Raw genomic sequence first — 24,789 nt, forward strand, 5'->3', positions numbered from 1 at the left:
GCGCCAATGGTACTCCGTCTCAAGACGCGGGAGAGTAGGTCGCCGCCAGGCCTGCAAAGCACAAGAGATCCTCAAAACACACGATGTCCAACCAAACAAAACGCCGCCTCCAAAAGAGGCGGCGTTTGCGCGTTGGGGGTGCGAGATGCGCTGGTACCAACACGTCCGGCCCTTCCGCGGCTTCCTTCTGCGCGCTCTCTCCGATCGACATCGTCCGCGAGATACATTTCGCTGCATCTCCGTTGGAAAGCGCCCGACGACGCATCTCTTCGTACGGCCAGAGCAGCGGCTTCAGAACCGCAGCATCATCGCGACCCGGCGAGCCGGATCGAGACCGATCTTGGTCTCCTCGGCGAGGATCTCGCGGAGCCTTGCCGGAAGCTCATCGCCAGCCAGCGGCCGAAACCCCATGCGCGCGTAGAACGCCGCGTTGAAGGGCGCGAACCGATCGGTCGTGAGTGTGGCGCCATCCAGCTTCTGTGCGCGCGCCTTATCGAGCGACGCGGTCAGCAAGGCTCGACCAACTCCTTGCCGCTGCCAGTTCGGATGCACGTCCATCTCGCCGATGTGCAGAAGATGTTCCACGATATAGCCACCGCAGAATCCGATCGGATCGCCGCCGTGATTGCAAGCGATCTCGAGAAGTCCGTGGTCGAGATAGCGCTGCAGCTGCTGCTCGGAGCTCGCCGATGGGACGCCGCTGACGGCGCCCGCAGCGCGCAGCGTTTCGAACGCGGCGAGTTCGATCGTTCTGAGCGCGTCAAAGTCGGCGGTCGTCGCTGGCCTGATCAGCATCTCGTTTGAGCCTCCCAAAACGAAAATGCCCGCGCCTAAGCGCGGGCACAATGTCGTCGAGCCGATCAGCGCGATATCAGCCGATCTTCACCACGGTGCGGCCGCGGACCTGGCCGGCAAGCAGCTTGGTGCCGGCGTCGATCACCTGATCGAGCGAAACCTCCTGCGTCATCTCGGACAGCTTGCCGGCATCGAGGTCGGTCGCCAGTCGGGCCCAGGCCTGCTTGCGCAGCTCGATCGGGCACATCACCGAATCGATGCCGAGCAGCGAGACGCCGCGCAGAATGAACGGCGCGACCGACGATGGCAGGTCCATGCCGCCGGCGAGACCGCAGGCCGCGATCGCGCCGCGATACTTGGTCATCGCCAGCAGATTTGCCAGCGTCGTCGATCCGACACTATCGACGCCGCCGACCCAACGTTCCTTGGCGAGCGGCTTTGCCGGCGCTGAGAGTTCGTTGCGGTCGATGATCTCAGCGGCGCCGAGGCCTCTCAGATAGCCCTCTTCCGACATCCGGCCGGTCGAGGCGATCACGTGGTAGCCGAGCTTCGATAACAGCGCGATCGCGACCGAGCCGACGCCACCGGCGGCACCGGTGACGATCATCGGTCCGTCGGCTGGCTTCAAGCCATGGTTCTCCAGCGCCAGCACCGAGAGCATTGCGGTGTAGCCGGCGGTGCCGATCGCCATCGCCTGCCGCGCCGTCATGCCGTCGGGGAGACGCACCAGCCAGTCGCCCTTGACGCGCGCCTTTTCCGCATAGGCGCCGAGATGGGTCTCACCCATGCCCCAGCCATTGGCGATCACCTTGTCGCCCGGCTTCCAGTTCGGATTGCTCGAGCTCTCGACGGTGCCGGCGAAGTCGATGCCGGCAATCATCGGGAAGCGGCGCACCACCGGCGAGTTGCCGGTCAGCGCGAGGCCATCCTTGTAGTTCAGCGTCGACCATTCGACCCGGACGGTGACGTCGCCGTCCATCAGCTCGGCTTCGTCGAATTGCGTCAGCGCAGCGCTGGTCCCTTTGTCCGCCTTGTCGATCCGGACAGCCTTGAACGTGGCCAATGCATCACTCCCTTTTGGTGCGCGTTACGAGATTAGCTGTAGAAGATGCCGCCATCGACATTGAGTGCCTGGCCGGTGACGAACGCCGAATCGTCCGACGCGAAGAACGCAACCGGGCCGACGACGTCTTCCGGCTCGCCGAGCCGATGCAGGTCGGTGATCTTCTCGAAGTACGTGACCCGCTCCGGATCGCGGAGGTTGTTGCGGCCCATTTCGGTCTGAATGATGCCGGGGCACACCGCATTCACGGTGATGCCGTGGCCGCCGAACTCCATCGACGAGACGCGGGTGAAGCCGACCACGGCCGACTTCGACGCTGCATAGTGGGACTGGCCGGGACCACCGGTGCGCGCGGCTAGCGACGCGATGTTGACGATGCGGCCGTAGCGCCGCTCCTTCATGTGCGCGACGACCGCCTGGGTCATCTGAAAGACACCGCGGACGTTCACCGCGAAGGTCTGATCCCAATGTTCGGGCGTGGTCTCGTCGATCATCGCCAGCCGCAGGATGCCGGCATTGTTGACGAGCACGTCGACGTGGCCGAGCCCAGCGACGGCTTCAGTCACCGAACGTTGGCAATCCTCGAGCTTGCTGACGTCGGCGAGGATCGGAATGCACTTGCGGCCGAGCTGCTTCACCTCTTCGACCGTCTCGCGCAGCACGCTTTCCTGTGCGGCGATGTCGGTGAGAGCGAGGTCGTAGCCGCGTTGAGCAAGGCCGAGCGCGATGGCGCGTCCGATGCCGCGGCTGGCTCCGGTGACGATGGCATGTCTGGTCATGAATGATCCTCGAAACGTTCCGATCGAAAGATGAGTCGTGATGGGGTCAGGCGTGCGCGGCACGCACCGGCAGCGTATTCATCGCCTTCACCGTCTCCTCGAACGACACGAGGTTGGCGCCGGAGCCGAGACCCGTGGCGACGATGGCGGCCGTGGCTGTCGCCAGCCGGGCGCAGTCCTGGAGATCCCAGTCGCGGACCAGGCCGGCAATGAAACCGCCGGTGTAGGAATCGCCGCAGCCCGAGGTGTCACGCACGGTGATGTCGAACGCCGGCACGGTGAACTGACGGCCGTCGCGCGTCATCACGAACGAGCCGTGCTCGCCCAGCGAGATCGCGCAGGCGCGGGCGCCCTTGCCGATGAAGTAGCGCGCGCAGGTCGCCGGATCGTCGCTGCCGATCAGCGCGTGGGTTTCGTCGATGCTCGGCATGAAGAAGTCGGTGTAGGGCATCAGCGGCTCGAGCAGCGGCAGCGTTTCGCCGCGCGCCTGGATCAGATCGACCGTCGTGATGCAGCCGGCCGCCTTGGCATCGCGCAGCAGCGACACGGTCGGTTCGCCGTCCATCGCCAGCAGTGAACCGACGCCGCCGAGATGCAGCACCTTGCTGCCGCAGGCGACCTTCTGGGCTTCTGGCGAAATCTTCCAGCGCGCCGAGGCGCCGCGTGCGTGCAGCACCGGCCGCGAGCCGTCGGGCCGGATCGGCAGGATCGTCGCCGAGGTCGGCGCGCCGGCGATTTTCTCCATCACCGAAATGTCGATGCCCTCGCGCTCCATCGCGTTCAGCACCCAATCGGCCTTCTCGTCGGTGCCGACCGCGCCGACTGCGAGGGCCTTCAGGCCGAGCCGGGCGCACGGCACCACCGTGCCACCGGCGGTGCCGGCGACAGTGAGGCGGATCTCATCGATCAGCGCCCGGCCGCCGCCGGCCGGGATCTCGGTCACCGGCACGCCGAGAATGTCGAGGATGTAGGTGCCGCAGACGCTGACGTCGTGGGGATGGGCCATGGAGTGAGCCTTACGCAGTGTTTGGTGGGTGTTAGTTGGAGGTCTTGGGAGCGCGGTCGCTGTCGCGCAGGCCGTATTGGCCCCAGCGCTTGAGAATGCTGTCGACCTCGTCATCTGACAGCAGCGGCGGCGTGCCGATCTGCAGGCAGCCGTGATATTGCTTGGCCAGCACTTCGACGGTGCCGGCGAGCCACAGCGCCCGGCGCAGGTTCGGGCCGATTGCGATCATTCCGTGATGCGCCATCAGGCAGGCGCGGCGATAGCGCAGCACTTCCAGCACGGTCTGCGACAGTTCGGCCGTGCCGTATTGCGCGTAGGGCGCGCAGGGAATGTCGTTGCCGCCGCCGGCTGCGATCATGTAGTGGATCGCCGGAATCGCGCGGTTCATGATCGCGATGATGGTGCAGAAGATCGGGTGCGCGTGCACCACCGCATTGGCTTCCGGCTTCTCCCGCAGAATATCGAGATGGAAGCGCCATTCGGTCGACGGCACGCGGCCTTCCGGCGCGGTCCACGAGCCGTCCCACTTCATTGCCACGATGTCTTCCGGCTGCATCAACTCGTAGGGCACGCCGGACGGCGTCACCAGGATGCCGTCTTCGGTGCGGACGCTGATGTTGCCGGAGGTGCCCTGGTTGATGCCTAAGGCCGTCATCTCGCGGCAGGCGTCGATGATGGATTGCCGGGTTGCAACGTCAGCAGCGCCGGGAAGCGTCATGGGTGGGTTTCCTCAAAGGTTGGCCGCTGCGGCTCTTACCGGCCGCTGCGCATCGTCGCGGAAGCTCGAACGAGGCGCCTCAGCGCCCCATCGCATAGAACTCGTCGTTCGGCCGCATGCTGGTGACGTTGGCGAGGCGGTTGGACATGCCGAAGAACGCGGCGATCGCCGCGATGTCCCAGATGTCTTCTTCGCTGAAGTCGTGGCTCTTCAGCGTTTCGATGTCGGCGTCGCCGACCTCGTAGGCCTGCGCCGAAACCTTCATGGCGAAGTCGAGCATCGCGCGCTGCCGCGGGGTGATGTCGGCCTTGCGATAGTTCACCGCGATCTGGTCGGCGAGCAGCGGGTTCTTGGCGCGGATGCGCAGGATGGCGCCGTGCGCGATCACGCAATACTGGCACTGGTTGGCGTTGCTGGTGGCCACCACGATCATCTCGCGCTCGGCCTTGGTGATTGGGCCGGGCTTGTCCATCAGCGCGTCGTGATAGGCGAAGAAGGCGCGGAATTCGTCGGGACGATGCGCCAGCGTGAGAAACACGTTGGGCACGAAGCCGGACTTCTCCTGCACGGCGAGAATGCGGGTGCGGATGTCCTCCGGCAGGCTGGCGATATCCGGAACCGGAAAGCGGCTGATAGCAGGCTTGGTCATGTCGCAGTCTCTCTTTAGGCGGTCGCGAGGGCGACCAGCTTGTCCTGATATTCGTCGAAAGCGTCGCGCTGATCGGCGATGTGTGGTTCGGCGCGGACCAGGCAGGTATGTGCCGAGCAGCCCTGGCCGAATTGCGAAGTGCCGATGTCGAGCGTCAGCACGTTGGGATTGCCGGCGACTTCGAGCCCGTTCTCGTCGCGCGGCGTGAACCATGCTCCGGTCGGCAGCACCAGCACGCCGGGCCGCACCGTGTCGGTGACCGTCGCGGTCGCAAGGCAGGCGCCGCGCCCGTTCCAGATGCGGATGGTCCGGCCGTCCTGGATGCCGCGCGCCGCAGCGTCGGCCGGATGCAGCTTCGCCTGTTCGCGGCCGTTGCGCTTGGCCGCCACGCTGGCGACGCCGGTTTCGATCTGGCTGTGCAGCCGGCCGACCGGCTGATGCGAGATCATGTGCAGATCGGAGGCGTCGCCCTTGCCGAGCCATTCGGCCGGTTCGAGCCAGGCCGGATGCGGCGGGCAATCGTCATAGCCGAGCCCGGCCAGCGTGCGGCTGCCGAGCACGATCCGGCCGCTCTCGGTGTTGAGCGGATGCGCGGCGGGATCGGCGCGGAAGTCGGCCAAGAAGGTGTGCTCGGCGCGGACCGGGCAGCGGGCGTAGCCGCGCTCCCAGAAGGCGTCGAAGTCGGGCATCTCGAAGCCGAGACGTTCGACCGCGTCCTGCCGCACCTCTTCGTAGAGATGCCGCACCCAGCCGATCTCGTCGCGGCCTTCGTTGAAGCCGTCGGCGACGCCGAGCTTGGCGGCGATGCGATTGAAGATCTCGAAATCCGGCAGCGACTCGCCGACCGGCGCGATCGCCTGCTTCATCGCGATCACGAAATCGGAGCGGCGATTGCCGGCGAGATCGTTGCGTTCGATCGAGGTCGTGGCTGGCAGCACGATATCGGCGCGCTGCGCGGTCGCGGTGAACATCGGATCCTGGACGATGATCGTCTCCGGCCGCGTCCAGGCTTCGGCGAGCCGGTTGAGATCCTGATGGTGATGATACGGATTGCCGCCGGCCCAATACACCAGCCGGGTGTCCGGATAGGTCTGGGTCTTGCCTTCGTAGGTGAAGGTCCCGCCCGGGTTCAGCAGCATGTCGCTGATCCGCGCCACCGGAATGAAGCTGTCGATCGGCCGCGTCAGCTGCGAAATCGCCGGCGACTTGCCGATGTTGAATGGCGAGCCGACGCCGCCGAGCGACGCGTAGCCATAGCCGACACCGCCGCCGGGCAGGCCGATCTGGCCGATGATCGAGGCAAGGCCGAGCGCCGACCAGAACGGCTGCTCGCCATGATGCGCGCGCTGCAGGCTCCAGCTCACCGTCAGCATGCTGCGGGTGTCGACCAGACGACGGGCGAGCTGACGAATGCTCTCGGCATCGAGGCCGCAGATCTCCGCCGCCCACGCCGCATCCTTGCGGACGCCATCGGCCGAGCCGTCGAGATACGCGATCAGCTGATCGGCGCCGCTGGTGCAACGGTCGAGGAAGTCGCGGGCGTGCCGGCCTGCCAACACGATCTCGCCGGCGAGGCCGAGCATCAGCGCGGCGTCGGTGTTCGGACGGATTGGCCACCATTCGGCGCCGACCCACTCCGGCAGATCGTCTTTCAGCGGCGAGACATGCACGATGCGGATGCCGCGATCGGCGATCTTGCGCAAATACGACTCGACGCGGTGGACGCCGATCCCGCCGGCTTCGGTCTGCGCGGTGCGCGGTGACAGCGCGCCGAACACCACCAGCGTCTCGGTGTGTTCGGCGATGGTGTCGAGCGTGTTGGCGCGGCCGTCGCAGGCGTCCGAGCTGCCGAGCGTGTGGCGCAGGATCACCGGACCTGCAGCGATCGAATAGGTGTCGACGTGACGGGTGAAGCCGCCGACCAGATTGAGCATCCGCTTCAGCAGCGAGGAGGCGTGGTGCAGCCGGCCCGAATTGGTCCAGCCATAGGAGCCGGCGAAGATCGAGGCGTTGCCGTAAGTCGTCGAGACGCGGCGGATTTCGTCGGCGACCAGGGTAGTCGCTTCGTCCCAACTGACCGGCACGAACTTCTCGGCACCGCGCTTGCGCCGGTCGCTGTGCTCTCGTTTCTCCAGCCAGCCGGCGCGCACCAGCGGGCGCGGCACGCGGCGCTTGGGGTTGGCCCATTCCGGCACCGAGTGAATGATCGGCGACGGCGCGGGATCGTGCGCGAACGGCTCGACGCCGACGATGCTCCCGTCCTGCACCAGCAGCGTATAGGCGCCCCAGTGGCTGCAGTGCGGGATTCGCTTGATCTCACTCACGCGCCGTCTCCGTAGGATGATGACCGATCGGCTCAGGATGCTCGCGACAGCGGCTGTGCGATCTCGCGCCGCATCTGTGCGGCAAAGTCCGGATAGGTCTCGGCGACTTCGTCGTAGACGCGCTCGCGCAGCAGCTTCAGCACGTCCGGATCGGGCAGCGGGGTCTGTTCCGGCACGTCGTCATGCGCAAACTTGAAGCCGGTCGCTTCCTTGATGGCGGCGAGGTCGTAGCCGGGATGCACGCTTTGCAGGTCGAAGCCGCGGCGGTCCTTGTCGAAGCGGAACAGCGCCTTGCTGGTCAGCAGCGCGATCGGACCGCCGGTGCGATATACGCCATCGTCGCTGACGCCCGGCGCGCTGATGAAGTCGACCTTCTCGACCATCGCGCGGGGGGTGTGCTCCTCGCGGAACAGGATCACGCGCGGCACGACGTAGTACAGATAGGCCGACCCGAACGAGCCGGGCCAGCGCACTTGCGTCTGCGGATACTCGCCGGTGCCGACCAGATTGATGTTGCCCTGGCCGTCGATCTGGCCGCCGCCGAGGAAGAAGGCGTCGATGCGGCCCTGGCCGGCGCAATCGAACAGCTCGGCCGAACCGTTGGTGAAGAAGTTATGCTCGACCGAGCCGAGGATCGAGATTCGCGGTCCGGTCTCGCCGGCCTGCTGCTTCAGCGCCCGCAGCAGCATCGCGCCCGAGGCCGGAATCGGCGAGGAAGCGCCGACCGCAACATGGCGAACGCCGTCGAGCAGCTTGGCGATGGTGCAGATCAGGATCTCGCGCGGATGAATGTCGGTCATCAGGCGAGCTCCATCTGCGTCGTCGCCATATAGTCGGCAAAACCTTCGGCGGTGCGCGCCGCGCGCGCGTAGCGAACGAGTTCCTGGGTGTCGGCCTGATATTCGCCCCACAGCCCGTAGGGCCATGCGCCCTTCGGCGCGAGCGCCACTTCAGTGACGTAGATCGCCGGCAGCACGCCGGCTGCGGTGATCTCATTGGCGAGCAGGCTGTCGTCGACGATCCGCTCGACCGTCACCAGCGTCGTTGCCGACGCATAGGCCATCGCGGCGAGTTCGCGGCGGCGGCCGATCCAGACGTTGCCGAACCGGTCGGCCATCGGGGCGTGGAAGATCGTCACGTCCGGCTTGATCGCGGGAATCAGCACCACGGGATCGCCGCCATCGGCCATCGGATTGTCGATCACGCGCCAATCCTTGCGATGCCGCAGGATGTCGCTGCCGATCAGGCCGCGCATCGGCATGAACGGGCTGCCTTTTTGCGCCGCCATCAGGCCGGCGTGGATCGCCGGGCAGGTGGCGTCCATCAGCTTGATCGAGCCGTCCTTGACGGCTGCGTTGAACCGCGGTGCGCCGCCGGCCTCGCCGAGCGTCACCGCGCTGGTCTCGACGGTGCGCACCAAGCCCGAGCCGATCAGCTGATCGACTTGAAGGCCGCCGGTCGGCACGCAGATGAGATGGAGGTTGCCGGTTTTGCGCTCGATGATCGGGCGCGTCATTGCCATCGAGACGCCGGCATAGTCGACCGGCACGGCCAGCCGGATTCCCGGCTCCACATACTTCGCCAGTCCGCGAAGATCGCTCGCCACGATCAACCTCCCGATTTTGTGTTCTATATTGTAGAACGTCTTTCCAAATAAAATTAGTCGCGCATCCGATCCTCTGTCAATGCCGATCGTATTGCTGCGTGGCGCTTCGGCGCATCTGCATGACGGCTCGGCGCGTGCCACCGCGTCGCAGCGCACGTTCCCCGACTTGACAAGACCAAGTCGCCCGCCAAGAATAATTGGAATAGCGTTTCATAATATAGAACGACGAAGTCGGGAATGATCAGGGAGGGAACCATGGCCGAGCCAGTGGCTCTGCGCGCAGGGAGTTTCGGCGCGCGAGGTGCAGCATCGCAGGCCACGCAAACGCGGCAGGCCATCGGCTCCAGCATCGCGGTGCGCGATGCCGAAAAGCGCTACGGCCAGTTTCACGCGGTCGACCGCATCAGCCTCGATATCGAGCCGGGTGAATTCATCACGCTGCTCGGCCCGTCCGGCAGCGGCAAGACCACGCTGCTCAATCTGCTCGCCGGTTTCCAATCCCTCGACGGCGGCGAAATCCTGGTCGACGGCAAGCCGGTGCACAACGTGCCCACGCACAAGCGCGGCTTCGGCATGGTGTTCCAGAGCTACGCGCTGTTCCCTAATATGACGGTAACGCAGAACGTCGCGTTCCCGATGCGGATGGCCGGTGTCGATCGCGCCACCACCGCGCGGCGCGTCGCCGAGACGCTGGAGATCATGCGGCTGTCGGCGCACGCCAACAAGGCACCGTCGGAAATGTCGGGCGGCCAGCAGCAGCGCGTCGCGATCGCGCGCGCCATCGTGATGCGGCCCAAGGTCGTGCTGATGGACGAGCCGCTCAGCGCGCTCGACCGTCGTTTGCGCGAATCGATCCAGATCGAAATTCGCGATCTGCACCAGACCATAGGCAGCACGATTCTGTTCGTGACTCACGATCAGGGCGAGGCGCTGACCATGAGCGACCGCATTGCCGTGCTCGATGCCGGCAAGATCGTGCAGATCGGCCGGCCGCTCGACATCTATCGCCACCCCGTCAATCGCTTCGTGGCCTCGTTCGTCGGCGAGAGCAATCTGATCGAAGCCGAGATCATGCAGAAGCGCGGCACCACGGTGACGCTGAAGAACCGTTCGGGCTATGTGTTCGAAGCCGAGAGCCGCGACGCGATCGACGTCGGCCGTGTCACCGTGCTGGTCCGTCCGGAGCGCATCGCGATTGCGGACGAAGCCACCCCGAACTCGACGCCGGTGACCGTGACCTCGGCGATCTTCCTCGGCGAGACCCTGCGTATCGAGGCGCAGATGGAGAGCGGCGAGACGCTGCTGGTGCGCTGCCCCGATAGCGCGAAGCGACCGCTGCCGAATATCGGCGATCGTCTGCATGTGAGCTGGGGCCCGGAAGACTGCTGGGTGCTGGCATGACGACGCTCTCGCTGACCGACGAGCCGCGGCGTCAGCCCTCCTCCAGCCTGGCGATGAAGCTGAAGAACCCGGCGCTGCTGCTGCTGCCGGCGGTCGCGTTTTTAGGCTTCATCTATCTGCTGCCGTTGATCGATCTGATCCGCATCAGCATCAGCGGCCCGAGTTGGCTGACCTATTTCGAGCGCGTGTTCGCCGTGCCGCTGTACTGGGAATCGCTGGTCCGGACCATGCAGATCTCGGTCACGGTGGCGTTCCTGTGCCTGCTGTTCGGCTATCCGACCGCGCTGCTGATTCATCGCACCAGTGGTCTGACGCGTGCGCTGATCGCGACCGCGATCGTGCTGCCGTATTTCATCGCGATCCTGATCCGCACCTACGCCTGGATGGTGCTGCTCGGCCGCACCGGCCCGGTCAACAAGCTGCTGGTCGCGATCGGCGTTCTGGGCGAGCCGGTTCAGCTGCTGTTTCACCGCGGCACCGTGCTGCTCGGCATGACCGCGGTGCTGCTGCCGCTGATGGTGCTGACGATCTATTCCAGCGTGTCGCGGCTCGATCCCGGCCTGACCCGCGCTGCGCTCGCCTCCGGCGCCGGCCCGATCGCGGTGTTCTGGCGGGTGTTGCTGCCGTTGACGTTGCCCGGCATTGGCGCCGGCTTCCTGCTGGTGTTCGTCGCGGCGATCGGCTTCTTCATCACGCCGACGCTGCTCGGCGGGCCGGGCGATCAGATGTTCGCCATGCACATCACCCAGCAGGCGGATTCGGTGACGTCCGAAGGCTTCCTGCAGGCGCTCGGGGTCGTGCTGCTGCTGATCACCCTGGCTGTAGTGGCAATCGCCGGCCGCTTCCTTGGCCTCGAGTTCATCTGGGGCGGCCGCAAGCTGACCGAATCCACCCCCGCAAGCCCGACGCATGTCGCCGCGAACGACCCGGCGCGCCGCACCATCGGCAGCAGCGTTGCTGATGCGATCGGCTGGCCGCTGCTGCGGCTGCTCGGGATGCTGCCGGCCGGCGTCGGCACCTGGACGGTGCGACTGATGGGCAGCGTGGTCGTTGCCGTGCTGATCCTCCCCATTGTCGTGGTGATGGTGATCTCGTTCAGTAGCGCCAGCTATCTGACCTTTCCGCCGCCGGGCTTCTCGCTGCGCTGGTACGAGCAGTTCTTCTCCGACACCAACTGGATGCGGGCGTTCTGGACTTCGGCGATGATCGCCTCGGTCTCGGCCATCATCGCGGTCGGTCTCGGCACCTGTGCGGCGCTCGGCATCGTCCGCGGCGATGTCCGCGGCAAGTCCGCCATCATGCTGCTGCTGGTCAGCCCGATCATCGTGCCGCCGGTGGTGCTCGGCCTGTCGCTGTACAGCCTGTTCCTGAAGTTCGATCTGATCGGCTCGGTGTTCGGGCTCGCCGCCGCCCACGCCATCGGCGGTCTGCCGATCGTGGTGGTGATCCTGGCCGCCGCGCTGCAGGGCGTCGACAAGCGGCTCGAACAGGCGGCCGCGGTGCATGGCGCCTCATCGCTGACCGTGCTGCGGCTGGTGACGCTGCCGGCGATCGCGCCGGGCCTCGCGGCGGCGACGTTCTTCGCCTTCCTGCATTCGTTCGACGAGCTGGTGCTGACGCTGTTCCTGTCGAGCGCACAGCTCAAGACGCTGCCGCTGATGCTGTGGGGCGACATCAACTACCGGCTCAATCCGGTGTTGGCGGTGGTCTCCACGCTCGAAGTTCTGCTGGTCGTGGGAGGGCTGTTCCTCGCCCGGCCGGTGCTTGCGACCTCGCAAAAAGCGAGCTGACGACGAACAATCAAACCACGAGGAAGACGCACGATGTTGGGACTGAAACGCTTCAGACTGCCGGCCTTGGCTTCGGCGGCATTCATCGCCCTGGGAGCGGCAACCGCCTCCGCCCAGAGCAATGTCGTCATCATGCAGGATCCGGGCGGCGGCTATGGCGATGCGCTGCGCAAGGTGATGTACGACCCGTTCGAAAAAGAAACCGGCATCAAGGTCGTCACCGTGCAGGAGGCCCGCAGCGGCCCGCGCATCAAGGCCCAGGCCGAAGCCGGCAAGGCGCAGTGGGACCTCACCTTCATCTTCGATCAGGAAACCAAGCTGCTCGGCGACTGCTGCCTGGCCGACATCGATTATTCCAAGCTGTCGGAATCCGCGCACAAGACCCTCGCGGCGATGCCGGATAATCTGAAGCGCAAGAAGGGCGTCGCGTTGCAGGTGATCGGCGTCGGCCTCGTCTACAACAAGGACAAGTTCAAGGGCGACAAGGCTCCGCAGACCTGGGCCGACTTCTGGGACGTGAAGAAATTCCCCGGCCGCCGCTGCATGCCGGCGTGGCCGCGCTTCACCTTCGAAGCCGCGCTGATGGCCGACGGTGTCACCAAGGACAAGCTGTATCCGATCGACATGGATCGGGCACTGAACAAGCTGAAGGAGATCAAGCCCCACGTCGTGAAGTGGTGGACCACCGCCGCGCAGCCGCCGCAGCTGATCCTCGACGGTGAAGCCGATATGTGCCTCGCCTACACCGGCTCGATGAGCAAGCTGGCGCTGGAAGGCGCGCCGATCGACCTCACTTTCAACCAGGGCTTCGTCTATTACGACTTTTTTTCGATTCCAAAAGGCGCGCCGAACTACGACAATGCTCTGAAGCTGCTGTCGTGGCGTCTTGATCCGAAGCGCGCCGCCCAACTGACCTCCACCTTCCCGGTGGCATTGCCGTCGAAGGTCGTGTTCGACGCGGCGACGGATAAGAACATCGCGCGGTATTGGGCGAATAATCCCGACAACGTCGCCAAGGCGATCGAGTGGAGCCCGGACTTCTGGGGTGCCAAGTCGCCGGCGGGGAATTCCACCAATGAAGAATACGGACAAGAAAAGCTGAACGCGATGCTGGCGCAGTAAGCCGGCGTCTCGCAAACTCCGACCGGCAGTTACGACTGCCGGTCGTTATTTCCAACAAAGAGATATTGCCCGGCCGCCTGAATGGACAAAGCTTTCATCAAGGGACTTCGACTGCTCGAGACCCTTGCGCTCAGCGATCAGCCGCGCGGCGTCACGGATCTCGCCAACGAGCTCAAATTCACCAAAAGCAACGTGCACCGGCTGCTGGCGACCTTGCAGTCGCAAGGCTTTGTCCGCCAGATCCCGCCGCACAGCACTTATGAGCTGACCACCAAGCTGTGGGAGCTCGGCCATCACGTTATCCAGCGCATGGATCTGGTTCGGATCGCGCGGCCGGCGATGACCACGCTGGCAGAGGTTACCGGCGAGACGGTGCATCTGTCGGTGCTCGACGGCACCGAAGTGCTGTACGTCGACAAGATCGAGAGCGCCCATCACATCCGCGCCCACACCAGCGTCGGGATGCGCGCGCCGGCGTTCACGGTTGCGACCGGCAAGGCGATGCTGGCACAGATGCCGGACGACTATCTCGAAATCCTGCGCCCGCATCTGAAGCGCTACACGGATTCGACCCGCACCACGATCGAAGAGCTGCGCGAGGACATCCGCGCCATCCGGGCGCAGGGTTACGCATCGGTGCTGCACGGCGAGTGGCGCGAAGGCATCGCCGCCTGCGCCTGCGCCATCATCGGCCGCTCCGGCGAATTGATCGGCGCGATCGGGATGTCCGGCCCCGACATTCGCGTCAAGCGCAAGCAGATCAAGGAATACTCCGCCCACGTCATGGAAGCCGCCCGCACCATCGGCCTGGCGCTCGGCCATGGCGGGATGAAGTAAGGGCTTCGCCGCTCCGCTCCTCGCAAGGACGAGCGGAGCGACTGGTGTTCGGCGCGATCAGCGCCGAGATGCGCCGCTGCCGCTGTGGATCACAGGTTGCGCTTCACGAAGCTGTCGATCGCGGAAGCGATCAGGTCCTTGTCGTTGTCGATCGTCGCGACATGGTAGGAGTTGTCGAGCCACAGCGTCTCGATCCGGCTGGAGCCGACGTGGTTGGCGATCACGGTCGCGTTGGCTGGCGACAGCACGTGGTCGACACGCGAGTTGATCACCAAGGTCGGGCACTTGATCCTCGGCAGCAGCGCGCGGGCGGTGGCGGCCAGCCCCATCACCTGCTTGACGCAGGTCACCGGGACCTGGTCGTAGGCGAGCTCCTTGGTGGTGGTGTCGACCATGTCCGAGCCGATGCCCGGGACGAATTCCGGCAGGCCGCGCGCGTACGCCAGCCCGGCAAGGTCGGGCGAGTCGATCTGCACCGCGGCGTTGACCGGAACGACGCCGGCGACCTTGTCCGGATGTGATGCCGCCAGATACAGCGACAGCGTGCCGCCCATCGACAGTCCGGCCACGAAGGTCTTGTCGCATTTCGCGGACAGCTCGAGCAGCGCGTCCTCGGCACAGTTGACCCAGTCATTGGCGGTGGTTTTGGCCATCGCGGCCGGCGAGACGCCGTGTCCGGGCAGCCGCGGGCCGAGAATGGAATAGCCGCGCTCGCTGAGCCGCTCGCCGAGATAGCGCATGCTTTGCGGGCTGCCGGTAAAACCGTGCACCAGCAGGACGCCGGTCTTGCCGCCATCGAATGCGAACGCTTCCGCGCCGGCCATCACCGCTTCACTCATAGGAATCCCCCCTGCGACGATGGCGGTGCCGTCGCGGGCATCGCTCCGGTCGCTCAACCATCTGTTTTGGTTCAGCTTTCCTATGTCCCAAAAATGCGCCGGCAGCTCAAGAGAGGTTGCGCCGCAACGTCCGGATGCGGGCCGGCAGCGGCAAAGACCCGCAGGGTGTGGATACGCTGCGCTGCTAAAGTATAAGAGTGTCGACTCTCCGACCGATTGGGGCCAAATCACCCCGATCTTGGGCCGTCTCTTCTGATCTAAATCACGGCGGCCTTCGACTAATTGTGCAGAATGCGCGCCGCGCCGCCGTTTTCCGGTAAGCAAATACAGGGTGGCGGCGCTCCATATAAAAATTCCTTTGGTGGTACCAAGGAAAATGCAATTTCTCTTATGTGATCGATCGGCTCACAAGCTCCGCCCAACGGAGCCCGCGGAGCCAATTGGCCGCGCTGCGTTGTGGGGGAGTCATCATGGATCAGGGCCAAACGCTCTCAGTTCTTTTGGATTCATATGCGGTTGATCCGCAGCGGAAAGCCGTCGCCGCCGCGGTCGGCGCGATCGCCGCTGGGTCGATCGAAATTTCCGAACTGATCGGGCAGGGGGCTCTCGCCGGCATCACCGGCGCGGCGCATGGCGGCAGCAATGCCGACGGCGACGTGCAGAAGGATCTCGATGTCAAAGCCGAAGAGATCATCGTCAAGGCGCTGAAGGATGTGCCTTACGCGGCGCTGGCGTCGGAAGAGTCCGACACCCTGCTCGACGGCGATCCGAGCGCGCCGATCTCGATTGCCTACGATCCGCTCGACGGCTCGTCCAACATCGACACCAACATGACGGTGGGGACGATCTTCTCGATCATCCCCAACCAGCCGGGCGTGAAGCCGTTCACCGCCCCCGGCTCCTGCCAGATCGCGGCGGGCTTCGTGGTGTACGGGCCGCAGACCTCGCTGGTGCTGACGCTCGGCAAAGGCGTCGACATCTTCACGCTCGACCGCAAGGCCAAGGTGTACCGGCTGATCCGCCAGCGCGTCACCGTGCCGGCCGACACCGCCGAATACGCCATCAACGCTTCCAACCATCGCCATTGGGAGCAGCCGATCCGCGACTTCGTCGACGAGTGCATCGCCGGTGCCGACGGTCCGCGCGCCAAGGACTTCAACATGCGCTGGATCGGCTCGCTGGTGGCCGAGGTGTATCGGATCCTCACCCGCGGCGGCGTGTTCCTGTACCCGGGCGACAACCGTCCGGGCTACGGCAATGGCCGGCTGCGGCTGCTCTACGAAACCCATCCGATGTCGTTCGTGATGGAGCAGGCCGGTGGCGCCGCCTCGACCGGTCGCGAGCGGGTGCTCGATCTCACCGCCAAGACGATCCACCAGCGCTCGCCGCTGATCATGGGGTCGATCGACAAGGTCAAGCGCATCGAACTGCTGCACACCGATCCGAGTGCCGCGTCGCGCTCGGCGCCGCTGTTCGCCCGCCGCGGTCTGTTCCGCGTCTGACGTCGTCTCCCCCGGTTGGAATTGGAAGTACCTCCTCATGTCCCGTAAGCATCCGATCATCTCCATCACCGGCTCCTCCGGCGCCGGCACCACCTCCGTGAAGAAGACGTTCGAGCAGATCTTCCGCCGCGAGAACGTCAACGCCGCGTTCATCGAGGGCGACGCGTTCCACCGCTACAATCGCGTCGACATGCGTAACAAGATGGCGGAGGAAGCCGAGCGCGGGAACCGCCACTTCAGCCATTTCAGCCCCGAGACCAATCTGTTCGAGGAGCTGGAGCAGACCTTCAAGAGCTACGCCGAGACCGGCACCGGCCGTACCCGTCACTACGTTCACGACGACGAAGAAGCCGCGCTGCACGGCGTCCCGCCCGGCAACTTCACCCAGTGGCAGGACCTGCCGGCGAACTCCGACCTGTTGTTCTATGAAGGTCTGCACGGTGCGGTGATGACCGACAAGGTCAACGTCGCCCAGCACGCCGACCTCAAGATCGGCGTCGTGCCGGTGATCAACCTCGAATGGATTCAGAAACTGCACCGCGACCGTGCGGCGCGCGGCTATTCGACCGAGGCGGTGACCGACACCATCCTGCGCCGGATGCCGGACTACGTGCACTACATCGTGCCGCAGTTCGCCGAGACCGATATCAACTTCCAGCGGGTGCCGACCGTCGACACCTCGAACCCGTTCATCGCGCGTTGGATTCCCACCGCCGACGAATCGATGGTGGTGATCCGCTTCAAGAACCCGCGCGGCATCGACTTTGCGTATCTGCTGTCGATGATCCAAGGCAGCTTCATGTCGCGCGCCAACTCGATCGTGATCCACGGCGCCAAGCTCGACCTGGCGATGCAGCTGATCCTGACGCCGTTGATCATGCAGCTGATCGACCGCAAGCGAAGCATGAAGTAATGCCCAACATCTGGAATCTGGGGAGGCCGGTTTGAACGTTCCCGCGCGCGACATCCACGACAAGGTCACGCATCGCGACATGGCGAATGCGATCCGCTTTCTCGCCATCGACGGTGTCGAGAAGGCGAAGTCCGGCCACCCGGGCATGCCGATGGGCATGGCCGACGTCGCCACCGTGCTGTTCACCCGCTTCCTGAAGTTCGATCCGGCTGCGCCGGATTGGGCGGACCGCGACCGCTTTGTGCTGTCGGCCGGCCACGGCTCGATGCTGCTGTATGCGCTGCTGCATCTGACCGGCTATCCGGAAATGACGATCGATCAGCTGAAGTCGTTCCGGCAGTGGGGCTCGAAGACTCCGGGCCATCCGGAATACGGCCACACCCAGGGCGTCGAAACCACCACCGGCCCGCTCGGCCAGGGTCTGGCGACCTCGGTCGGCATGGCGCTCGCCGAGCGCATGATGAACGCCCGCTACGGCGACGCGCTGGTCGATCACTATACGTATGTGATCGCCGGCGACGGCTGCCTGATGGAAGGCGTCAGCCACGAGGCGATCTCGCTGGCCGGCCACCTCAAGCTGAGCAAGCTGATCGTGCTGTGGGACGACAACCACATCTCGATCGACGGCGACACCTCGCTGTCCTGCTCGGACGATCAGCTCGCGCGCTTCGCCGCGTCGGGCTGGGCCACCACTCGCGTCGACGGCCATGATCCGGAAGCCGTCGCGGCCGCTATCGAGCAGGCCAAGAAGAGCGACCGTCCGTCGCTGATCGCCTGCCGCACCACGATCGGTTTTGGCTCGCCGAAGGTCGCCGGCACCGAGAAGGCGCACGGCGCTCCGCTCGGCGCCGAGGAGGTCGAGAAGACCCGCGCTGCGCTGAACTGGCCGTATCCGCCGTTCGAGATTCCGGAAGGGATCCTGGCTCGCTGGCGCGAGGCTGGCGGTCGCGGCAAGGCCGCGCACGACGCCTGGGACCAGCGGCTGGCCGCGGCCGACGCTGCGACCCGCACCGGCCTCACCGATGCGCTCGCCGGCAAGCTGTCGGCGGATTACGAAGGCGCGCTGCAGGGCCTGATCGCCAAGTTCGATGCCGACAAGCCGACCATCGCCACTCGTCAGGCGTCGCAGCTCACCATCGACGCCATCGTGCCGGCGTCGCCGAACATTCTCGGCGGCTCGGCCGACCTGACGCACTCCAACCTGACGCACGCCAAGGGCACCGCGTCGGTCAAGCCGGGTGCGTTCGGCGGCTCCTACCTGCACTACGGCATCCGCGAATTCGGCATGGCGGCGGCGATGAACGGCATCGCGCTGCACGGCGGCTTCGTGCCGTTCGGCGGCACCTTCCTGGTGTTCGCCGACTACAGCCGTCCGGCGATCCGCCTCGCCGCGCTGATGGGCGTGCGCGTCATCCACGTGATGACCCACGACTCGATCGGCCTCGGCGAAGACGGCCCGACCCATCAGCCGGTCGAGCACGTCGCCTCGCTGCGGGCGATTCCGAACCTTCTGGTGTTCCGCCCGGCCGACGCGATCGAGACCGCGCAGGCGTGGGATTGCGCGCTGAAGCAGACCTCGCGTCCGTCGGTGCTGGCGCTGTCGCGCCAGGGTCTGCCGGCGTTGCCGCGCAGTGGGACCAATACCAACCCGGTGGCTCGTGGCGCTTATATGGTCATCGATCCACCCCAGCGGGATGTCACACTGATCGCGACCGGCTCGGAAGTCTCGCTGGCGCTCGAGGCAGCCAAGAAACTCGGCGAAACCGGCGTATCCGCCGCGGTGGTGTCGGCGCCGTGCTTCGAGCTGTTCGCCGAGCAGGACGACGCCTACCGCGCCAATGTGCTCGGCACCGCGCCGCGGGTCGGCATCGAGGCGGCGCGCGATGTCGATTGGCGCCGCTGGATCGGCGATACCGGCGCGTTCGTCGGCATGGCCGGGTTCGGCGCCTCGGCTCCGGCGCCGGTGCTGTACCAGAAGTTCGGCATCACCGCGGACGCGGTGGTGGACGCCGCCAAGGGCGCGATCGCCCGCGGCAAGCACTGAGCCCGATTTTTGAACATCAGGACGACGCTGTCGTCACACAGTTAGTTTGAGGAGACATCATGGCGCGTATCACTCTGAGGCAATTGCTGGATCACGCCGCCGAGCACGGCTACGGCGTGCCCGCGTTCAACATCAACAACATGGAGCAGGGACTCGCGATCATGGAAGCGGCGGCGATGGTCGACGCTCCGGTGATCATCCAGGCGTCGCGCGGCGCCCGCTCCTATGCCAACGACATCATGCTGGCGAAGATGATCGACGCGCTGGCCGAGATGTATCCGGACATCCCGCTGTGCATGCATCAGGACCACGGCAACGACGAAGCCACCTGCGCCACCGCGATCCGCTACGGCTTCACCTCGGTGATGATGGACGGCTCGCTCAAGGCCGACGCCAAGACCGCCGCCGACTATCAGTACAACGTCGACATCACCCGCCGCGTCGTCGACATGGCGCACTGGGTCGGCGCCTCGGTGGAAGGTGAGCTCGGCGTGCTCGGCTCGCTGGAGCACGGCGGCGGCGAGCAGGAAGACGGCCACGGCGTCGAAGGCAAGGTCAGCCGCGAACAGCTCCTGACCGATCCGGACCAGGCGGTCGAGTTCGTGCGCGCCACCAAGGTCGACGCGCTGGCGATCGCGATGGGCACTTCGCACGGCGCCTACAAATTCAGCCGCAAGCCGGACGGCGACGTGCTGGCCATGAAGGTGGTCGAAGAGATCCACCGCCGCCTGCCGAACACCCATTTGGTGATGCACGGTTCGTCGTCGGTGCCGCAGGACCTGCAGGACATCTTCAACGAGTTCGGCGGTGCGATGCCGCAGACCTTCGGCGTTCCGGTCGAGGAAATCGTCCGCGGCATCAAGCACGGCGTCCGCAAGGTCAACATCGATACCGACTGCCGTCTGGCGATGACGGGCGTGTTCCGCAAGGTCGCGACCCAGAACAAGGCGGAGTTCGATCCGCGCAAGTTCCTGAAGCCGGCGATGGATGCGATGCGCGACGTCTGCAAGCTGCGCTTCGAGCAGTTCGGCACCGCCGGCAACGCCGGCAAGATCAAGGTCGTGCCGATGTCGGAAATGGCCAAGCGCTACAAGGCCGGCGCGCTCGATCCGCAGATCGGTCAAGTCGCGCGTGCGGCCGAGTAATTGAAATAGATCCGCGGCGGCCAGCGGGCCGCCGCGCCTCGCATTGCAGGAGATCACCATGGACCAGTCGAACCGCTACGCCAATCTCAACCTCAAAGAGAGCGAACTGATCGCGGGCGGACGGCATGTGCTGTGCGCCTACATCATGAAGCCGAAGCCCGGCTTCGGCAATTTCATCCAGACCGCCGCGCACTTCGCCGCCGAATCCTCGACCGGCACCAACGTCGAAGTCTCGACCACCGATGACTTCACCCGCGGCGTCGACGCGCTGGTGTACGAGGTCGACGAGGCCAACAGCCTGATGAAGATCGCGTATCCGATCGAACTGTTCGATCGCAACGTGATCGACGGCCGCGCCATGATCGCTTCGTTCCTGACCCTGACGATCGGCAACAACCAGGGCATGGGCGACGTCGAATACGCCAAGATGTACGATTTCTACGTGCCGCCGGCTTACTTGAAGCTGTTCGACGGCCCGTCGACGACCATCAAGGATCTGTGGCGCGTGCTTGGCCGCCCCGTCGTCAACGGCGGCTTCATCGTCGGCACCATCATCAAGCCGAAGCTCGGCCTGCGCCCGCAGCCGTTCGCCAATGCCTGCTACGATTTCTGGCTGGGCGGCGACTTCATCAAGAACGACGAGCCGCAGGGCAACCAGGTGTTCGCGCCGTTCAAGGACACGGTGCGGGCCGTCGCCGACGCGATGCGCCGGGCGCAGGACAAGACCGGCGAGGCGAAGCTGTTCTCGTTCAACATCACCGCCGACGACCACTACGAGATGCTGGCGCGCGGTGAGTTCATCCTCGAGACCTTCGCCGACAACGCCGACCATATCGCGTTCCTGGTCGACGGCTACGTCGCCGGCCCGGCTGCGGTGACCACCGCCCGCCGCGCGTTCCCGAAGCAGTACCTGCACTACCACCGCGCCGGCCACGGTGCGGTGACCTCGCCGCAGTCCAAGCGCGGCTACACTGCCTTCGTGCTGTCGAAGATGGCACGCCTGCAGGGCGCGTCGGGTATCCACACCGGCACCATGGGCTTCGGAAAGATGGAAGGCGAAGCCGCCGATCGCGCGATCGCCTACATGATCACCGAGGATTCGGCCGATGGTCCGTACTTCCACCAGGAGTGGCTCGGCCTCAACCCGACGACCCCGATCATCTCCGGCGGCATGAACGCGCTGCGGATGCCGGGCTTCTTCGACAACCTGGGCCACTCCAACCTGATCATGACGGCGGGTGGCGGTGCGTTTGGTCATATCGACGGCGGTGCGGCGGGTGCCAAGTCGCTGAGGCAGGCCGAGCAGTGCTGGAAGCAGGGCGCTGATCCGGTCGAATTCGCCAAGGATCACCGCGAATTCGCCCGCGCGTTCGAGAGCTTCCCGCAGGATGCCGACAAGCTGTATCCGAACTGGCGCGCCAAGCTGAAGCCGCAGGCCGCGTAAGCTTCTCGCACCGCACACGACTGACGGCCCGCGCTTCGGCGCGGGCCGTTTGCTTTTGGCCTGGTAGTTGTTCGAGGACCATCTGACGGCCCTCCGCATTCTCCGATCAGTTGATCTCAACGCCGGCAAAAGCCGCAACGGAAAAGAAACGCTCCGCGCCGATTGGGGAGTGGCGGCTTGCGTTTCCTGGGCGTCGTGCAATGCTGGGGTGTGGTCACAGGTCAATTCGCGTTGGCGTCCGCTCGGGTTCGCGGAGGCCCTGACGTCGGAGAACTCAGATGACACACAGTCGTTCTGGTCCGTACCAGTTTCAGATCGCCGTCAACGGCGTGTACTACCCGAGCGTGTTCGTGATCATCGACAACCGGCTGATCACGGTGACGGCCGCCGGCCGCAAGCGGACCGAGGAACTCGGCATGATGCCGCCGCTGGCGCTCGCGGAATTCCTCGCCGGCGAGCTAGTGCGCGAGCAGCTCGCCCGCGCGGCCGCCGCAGCGGCGCATCCCCATCCAGAAGACGAGCCGGAGCCGCACTCCCACATGGCGGACGTCCCTGAAGCTGCCGTCAAGGCGGCGCCGACCTCGGAATCGTACGAGGTCCACCAGAGCTGGTTCGGAAAGCACCTGCTGCGCTGGGTCGGCGTTCAGCCGGCACATCATCCCCGCTCGTAGTTCTCGGCTTGTTAGTTCGATGCGCCGGCAATGTACGTAGTCGTACGCGGTGCTGAATTAAGGAACTCGCAAGCGGGTGGAACTCAGAGTGCTCGTGGTGCAGGGGCGCAGTCTCGGCTGAGTCGTTGATCGTGAGTCCGGCTCGACGCCGGGCTATCGTCGGGTGACGGCGCGCGCCATGGTCTTTCTCACAGGATGATGTCGATGTTCGCCAAGATCACCATACGTACCAAGATTACTGCGCTGGTCGCCGCGCTGCTGATCGCCCTGTCGGGTCTCGGCGCGCTGGCGGTGGTCGAGATGCGGTCGCTCAATGCTGCGTCGACCGACATTGCGACCAACTGGCTGCCGAGTGTGCGAAAGCTCGGCGAAATGCGCGCCTATGTGCTGAGCTATCGCGGCGCCCTGCGCGACCATATCCTGGATCTCACCGCAGAGGGCAAGGATGGAGCGGACAAGCGTCTGGCCGCTGCTGAGAAGGCGCTCGACAAGGCGAATGGCGACTACGAAAAGCTGATCTCATCGCCGGAGGAGCGGGCGCTCTTCAACGAGTTTGCGAAGGGGTGGACCGACTATAAGGCCTCCGTGTCCAAGGCTCTCGAAATGTCTCGGGGCAGCGTCGGCCAGTTTCCTGCGTCGGCCTGGGACTACGTGAAGAAGAACTTGGTCCCGATCGCGACTCGGATGGATGAAACGTTGCAGAAGGATATCGACCTCAACAACAAGGGAGCGCAGACCTCGACCGAGACGGCTGACACCACCTACAGCTTCGGCTTTGGCTTGGTGGTCACGATCCTCGCACTTGCCTTTGCGCTCGGCATCGCCATGAGCGTGCTGGTGATCCGCGATATTATCAACGCCATCGCCTCGATCATCACGCCGATGCAGGACCTCGGGAGGGGCAATCTGGCGGCGGAGGTGCCGCATCGCGGCGAGCCGACCGAAATCGGCCGGATGGCGGATGCGCTGCAGGTCTTCAAGGAGGCGCTGATCGCCAAGCGCGATGCCGACGCCGCGGCCGCCAAGGAGGCCGAGGAGAAGATCGCGCGCGCCCAGCGGGTCGACAGCGCGACCCGGCAGTTCGAACACGCCATCGGCGAGATCGTCGACACCGTGTCGTCGGCCTCGACCGAGCTCGAAGCCTCGGCCAGCACGCTGACCTCGACCGCCGAGCGTGCCCAGGAGCTGGCAACCTCTGTGGCGGCAGCCTCGGAAGAAGCCTCCACCAACGTGCAGTCGGTGGCGTCGGCGACCGAAGAGATGACCTCGTCGATCACCGAGATCAGCCGTCAGGTGCAGGAATCGGCACGCATTGCCAACGACGCGGTCGATCAGGCCCGCCGGACCAACGAGAGCGTCAGCGATCTGTCGCACGCCGCCGCGCGGATCGGTGACGTGGTCGAACTGATCAATACCATCGCCGGCCAAACCAACCTGCTGGCGCTGAACGCCACGATCGAAGCGGCGCGCGCCGGCGAGGCTGGGCGCGGCTTCGCGGTGGTGGCGGCCGAAGTGAAGGCGCTGGCGGAGCAAACCGCCAAAGCCACCGGCGAAATCAGCCAGCACATCACCGGCATCCAGACCGCGACCGGCCAGTCGGTCGATGCCATCAAGGAGATCGGTCAGACCATCGGGCGGATGTCGGAGATCGCCTCGACCATCGCTTCGGCGGTGGAAGAGCAGGGCGCCGCCACCCAGGAAATCTCCCGCAACGTGCAGCAGGCCGCGCACGGCACCCAGCAGGTGTCGTCGAACATCACCGACGTGCAGCGCGGCGCCACCGAGACCGGCTCCGCGTCGTCGCAGGTGCTCTCCGCCGCGCAGTCGCTGTCGCAGGACAGCAACCGGCTGAAGGTCGAGGTCACAAAATTCCTCGACACCGTAAGGGCGGCCTAACCGCCCGCGGTCCCGCGGATTGCAAGATCTGCGAAGATCGAAGGCGCTACGCTCAACGACCTCATGGCCGGGCTCTGTTCCGGCCATTTGCGTTTGGGGTGTTGCTGCCCGAGGAAGGTGCGGTATCTGACTGTTTGTTGGTGCGCCATCGATTAGTTCGGGCGGCATCCTGCCTTCCAGGAAAGTGAACCTGATACTCAGAATGCGCCGATCTCGGCTGAAAGGAGCGCATTCTGCAATGCGCG

21 protein-coding genes are annotated in these 24,789 nt (G+C 65.3%); 11 read left to right on the top strand and 10 right to left on the bottom strand.

Translation table 11 applies throughout. The features are described from left to right. Positions 1 to 291: 291 nt before the first annotated feature. The 9 genes from VRZ08_RS15175 to VRZ08_RS15215 form a co-directional block, all read right to left on the bottom strand. Complete coding sequence (locus VRZ08_RS15175; RefSeq protein WP_414533070.1) at positions 292 to 795, bottom strand: GNAT family N-acetyltransferase; 504 nt, start codon at positions 793 to 795, stop codon at positions 292 to 294. Positions 796 to 871: 76 nt separating this feature from the next. After that, positions 872 to 1,858 carry an MDR family oxidoreductase gene (locus VRZ08_RS15180; RefSeq protein WP_414533071.1) on the bottom strand — a complete coding sequence of 329 codons (987 nt, stop codon included), beginning with the start codon at positions 1,856 to 1,858 and terminating at the stop codon, positions 872 to 874. 32 nt (positions 1,859 to 1,890) lie between these two features. Beyond that, positions 1,891 to 2,637 (bottom strand): SDR family NAD(P)-dependent oxidoreductase, encoded by a 747-nt coding sequence (locus tag VRZ08_RS15185; RefSeq protein ID WP_264053620.1) that lies wholly within the window; start codon positions 2,635 to 2,637, stop codon positions 1,891 to 1,893. A gap of 46 nt (positions 2,638 to 2,683) precedes the next feature. Then, the gene (locus VRZ08_RS15190; protein WP_414533072.1) at positions 2,684 to 3,643 is read right to left on the bottom strand and encodes a sugar kinase; all 960 of its coding nucleotides are present in this window, start codon (positions 3,641 to 3,643) and stop codon (positions 2,684 to 2,686) included. 31 nt (positions 3,644 to 3,674) lie between these two features. After that, the gene (locus tag VRZ08_RS15195) at positions 3,675 to 4,361 is read right to left on the bottom strand and encodes an L-fuculose-phosphate aldolase (RefSeq protein ID WP_414533073.1); all 687 of its coding nucleotides are present in this window, start codon (positions 4,359 to 4,361) and stop codon (positions 3,675 to 3,677) included. A 79-nt stretch (positions 4,362 to 4,440) separates the two neighbouring features. Then, positions 4,441 to 5,010, bottom strand: coding sequence for a peroxidase-related enzyme (locus VRZ08_RS15200; RefSeq protein WP_107346190.1), 570 nt, complete (start codon positions 5,008 to 5,010; stop codon positions 4,441 to 4,443). A gap of 14 nt (positions 5,011 to 5,024) precedes the next feature. Further along, positions 5,025 to 7,334 carry a molybdopterin-dependent oxidoreductase gene (locus tag VRZ08_RS15205; RefSeq protein ID WP_414533074.1) on the bottom strand — a complete coding sequence of 770 codons (2,310 nt, stop codon included), beginning with the start codon at positions 7,332 to 7,334 and terminating at the stop codon, positions 5,025 to 5,027. 32 nt (positions 7,335 to 7,366) lie between these two features. Beyond that, positions 7,367 to 8,134 carry a CoA-transferase gene (locus VRZ08_RS15210; protein WP_414533075.1) on the bottom strand — a complete coding sequence of 256 codons (768 nt, stop codon included), beginning with the start codon at positions 8,132 to 8,134 and terminating at the stop codon, positions 7,367 to 7,369. Continuing rightward, positions 8,134 to 8,940: a CoA transferase subunit A gene (locus VRZ08_RS15215; protein ID WP_414533076.1), complete on the bottom strand. Its 807-nt coding sequence runs from the start codon at positions 8,938 to 8,940 to the stop codon at positions 8,134 to 8,136. The genes VRZ08_RS15210 and VRZ08_RS15215 overlap by 1 nt, the downstream gene beginning before the upstream one ends. Before the next feature lie 255 nt (positions 8,941 to 9,195). Between VRZ08_RS15215 and VRZ08_RS15220 the strand changes: the two genes are divergently transcribed. From VRZ08_RS15220 to VRZ08_RS15235, 4 genes are all read left to right on the top strand, one after another. Further along, the gene (locus VRZ08_RS15220) at positions 9,196 to 10,341 is read left to right on the top strand and encodes an ABC transporter ATP-binding protein (protein ID WP_414533077.1); all 1,146 of its coding nucleotides are present in this window, start codon (positions 9,196 to 9,198) and stop codon (positions 10,339 to 10,341) included. After that, entirely contained in the window at positions 10,338 to 12,131 is a 1,794-nt protein-coding gene (locus VRZ08_RS15225; protein ID WP_414533078.1) for an ABC transporter permease subunit, read from the top strand. The genes VRZ08_RS15220 and VRZ08_RS15225 overlap by 4 nt, the downstream gene beginning before the upstream one ends. 33 nt (positions 12,132 to 12,164) lie before the next feature. Continuing rightward, a complete protein-coding gene (locus tag VRZ08_RS15230) occupies positions 12,165 to 13,253 on the top strand; it encodes an extracellular solute-binding protein (protein WP_264053610.1) in 1,089 nt (362 codons plus the stop codon). An 81-nt stretch (positions 13,254 to 13,334) separates the two neighbouring features. Beyond that, positions 13,335 to 14,090 (top strand): IclR family transcriptional regulator, encoded by a 756-nt coding sequence (locus VRZ08_RS15235; protein ID WP_107357118.1) that lies wholly within the window; start codon positions 13,335 to 13,337, stop codon positions 14,088 to 14,090. An 89-nt stretch (positions 14,091 to 14,179) separates the two neighbouring features. Here VRZ08_RS15235 and VRZ08_RS15240 read toward each other — a convergent pair whose 3' ends face one another. After that, positions 14,180 to 14,986, bottom strand: a complete 807-nt coding sequence (locus VRZ08_RS15240; RefSeq protein ID WP_414533079.1) for an alpha/beta hydrolase — start codon at positions 14,984 to 14,986, stop codon at positions 14,180 to 14,182. A gap of 413 nt (positions 14,987 to 15,399) precedes the next feature. On the opposite strand from VRZ08_RS15240, the gene VRZ08_RS15245 reads away from it, so the two are divergent. The 7 genes from VRZ08_RS15245 (at position 15,400) to VRZ08_RS15275 (ending at position 24,544) form a co-directional block, all read left to right on the top strand. Further along, positions 15,400 to 16,431 carry a class 1 fructose-bisphosphatase gene (locus VRZ08_RS15245; RefSeq protein WP_414533080.1) on the top strand — a complete coding sequence of 344 codons (1,032 nt, stop codon included), beginning with the start codon at positions 15,400 to 15,402 and terminating at the stop codon, positions 16,429 to 16,431. A gap of 37 nt (positions 16,432 to 16,468) precedes the next feature. Further along, positions 16,469 to 17,344 carry a phosphoribulokinase gene (locus tag VRZ08_RS15250; protein WP_107346181.1) on the top strand — a complete coding sequence of 292 codons (876 nt, stop codon included), beginning with the start codon at positions 16,469 to 16,471 and terminating at the stop codon, positions 17,342 to 17,344. Between the two features lie 31 nt (positions 17,345 to 17,375). Further along, a complete protein-coding gene (gene tkt / locus VRZ08_RS15255; RefSeq protein ID WP_414533081.1) occupies positions 17,376 to 19,388 on the top strand; it encodes a transketolase in 2,013 nt (670 codons plus the stop codon). Between the two features lie 59 nt (positions 19,389 to 19,447). Next, positions 19,448 to 20,533, top strand: a complete 1,086-nt coding sequence (gene fba / locus VRZ08_RS15260; RefSeq protein ID WP_164603208.1) for a class II fructose-bisphosphate aldolase — start codon at positions 19,448 to 19,450, stop codon at positions 20,531 to 20,533. Positions 20,534 to 20,591: 58 nt separating this feature from the next. Beyond that, entirely contained in the window at positions 20,592 to 21,977 is a 1,386-nt protein-coding gene (locus tag VRZ08_RS15265; protein ID WP_164603210.1) for a ribulose-bisphosphate carboxylase, read from the top strand. Between the two features lie 278 nt (positions 21,978 to 22,255). After that, entirely contained in the window at positions 22,256 to 22,648 is a 393-nt protein-coding gene (locus VRZ08_RS15270) for an acyl transferase (RefSeq protein WP_414533082.1), read from the top strand. A 204-nt stretch (positions 22,649 to 22,852) separates the two neighbouring features. Next, entirely contained in the window at positions 22,853 to 24,544 is a 1,692-nt protein-coding gene (locus VRZ08_RS15275; protein ID WP_414533083.1) for a methyl-accepting chemotaxis protein, read from the top strand. Positions 24,545 to 24,789: the final 245 nt, after the last annotated feature.

The organism is Rhodopseudomonas sp. G2_2311, from assembly GCF_047501505.1.
Taxonomy (GTDB): Bacteria; Pseudomonadota; Alphaproteobacteria; order Rhizobiales; family Xanthobacteraceae; genus Rhodopseudomonas; species Rhodopseudomonas palustris_H.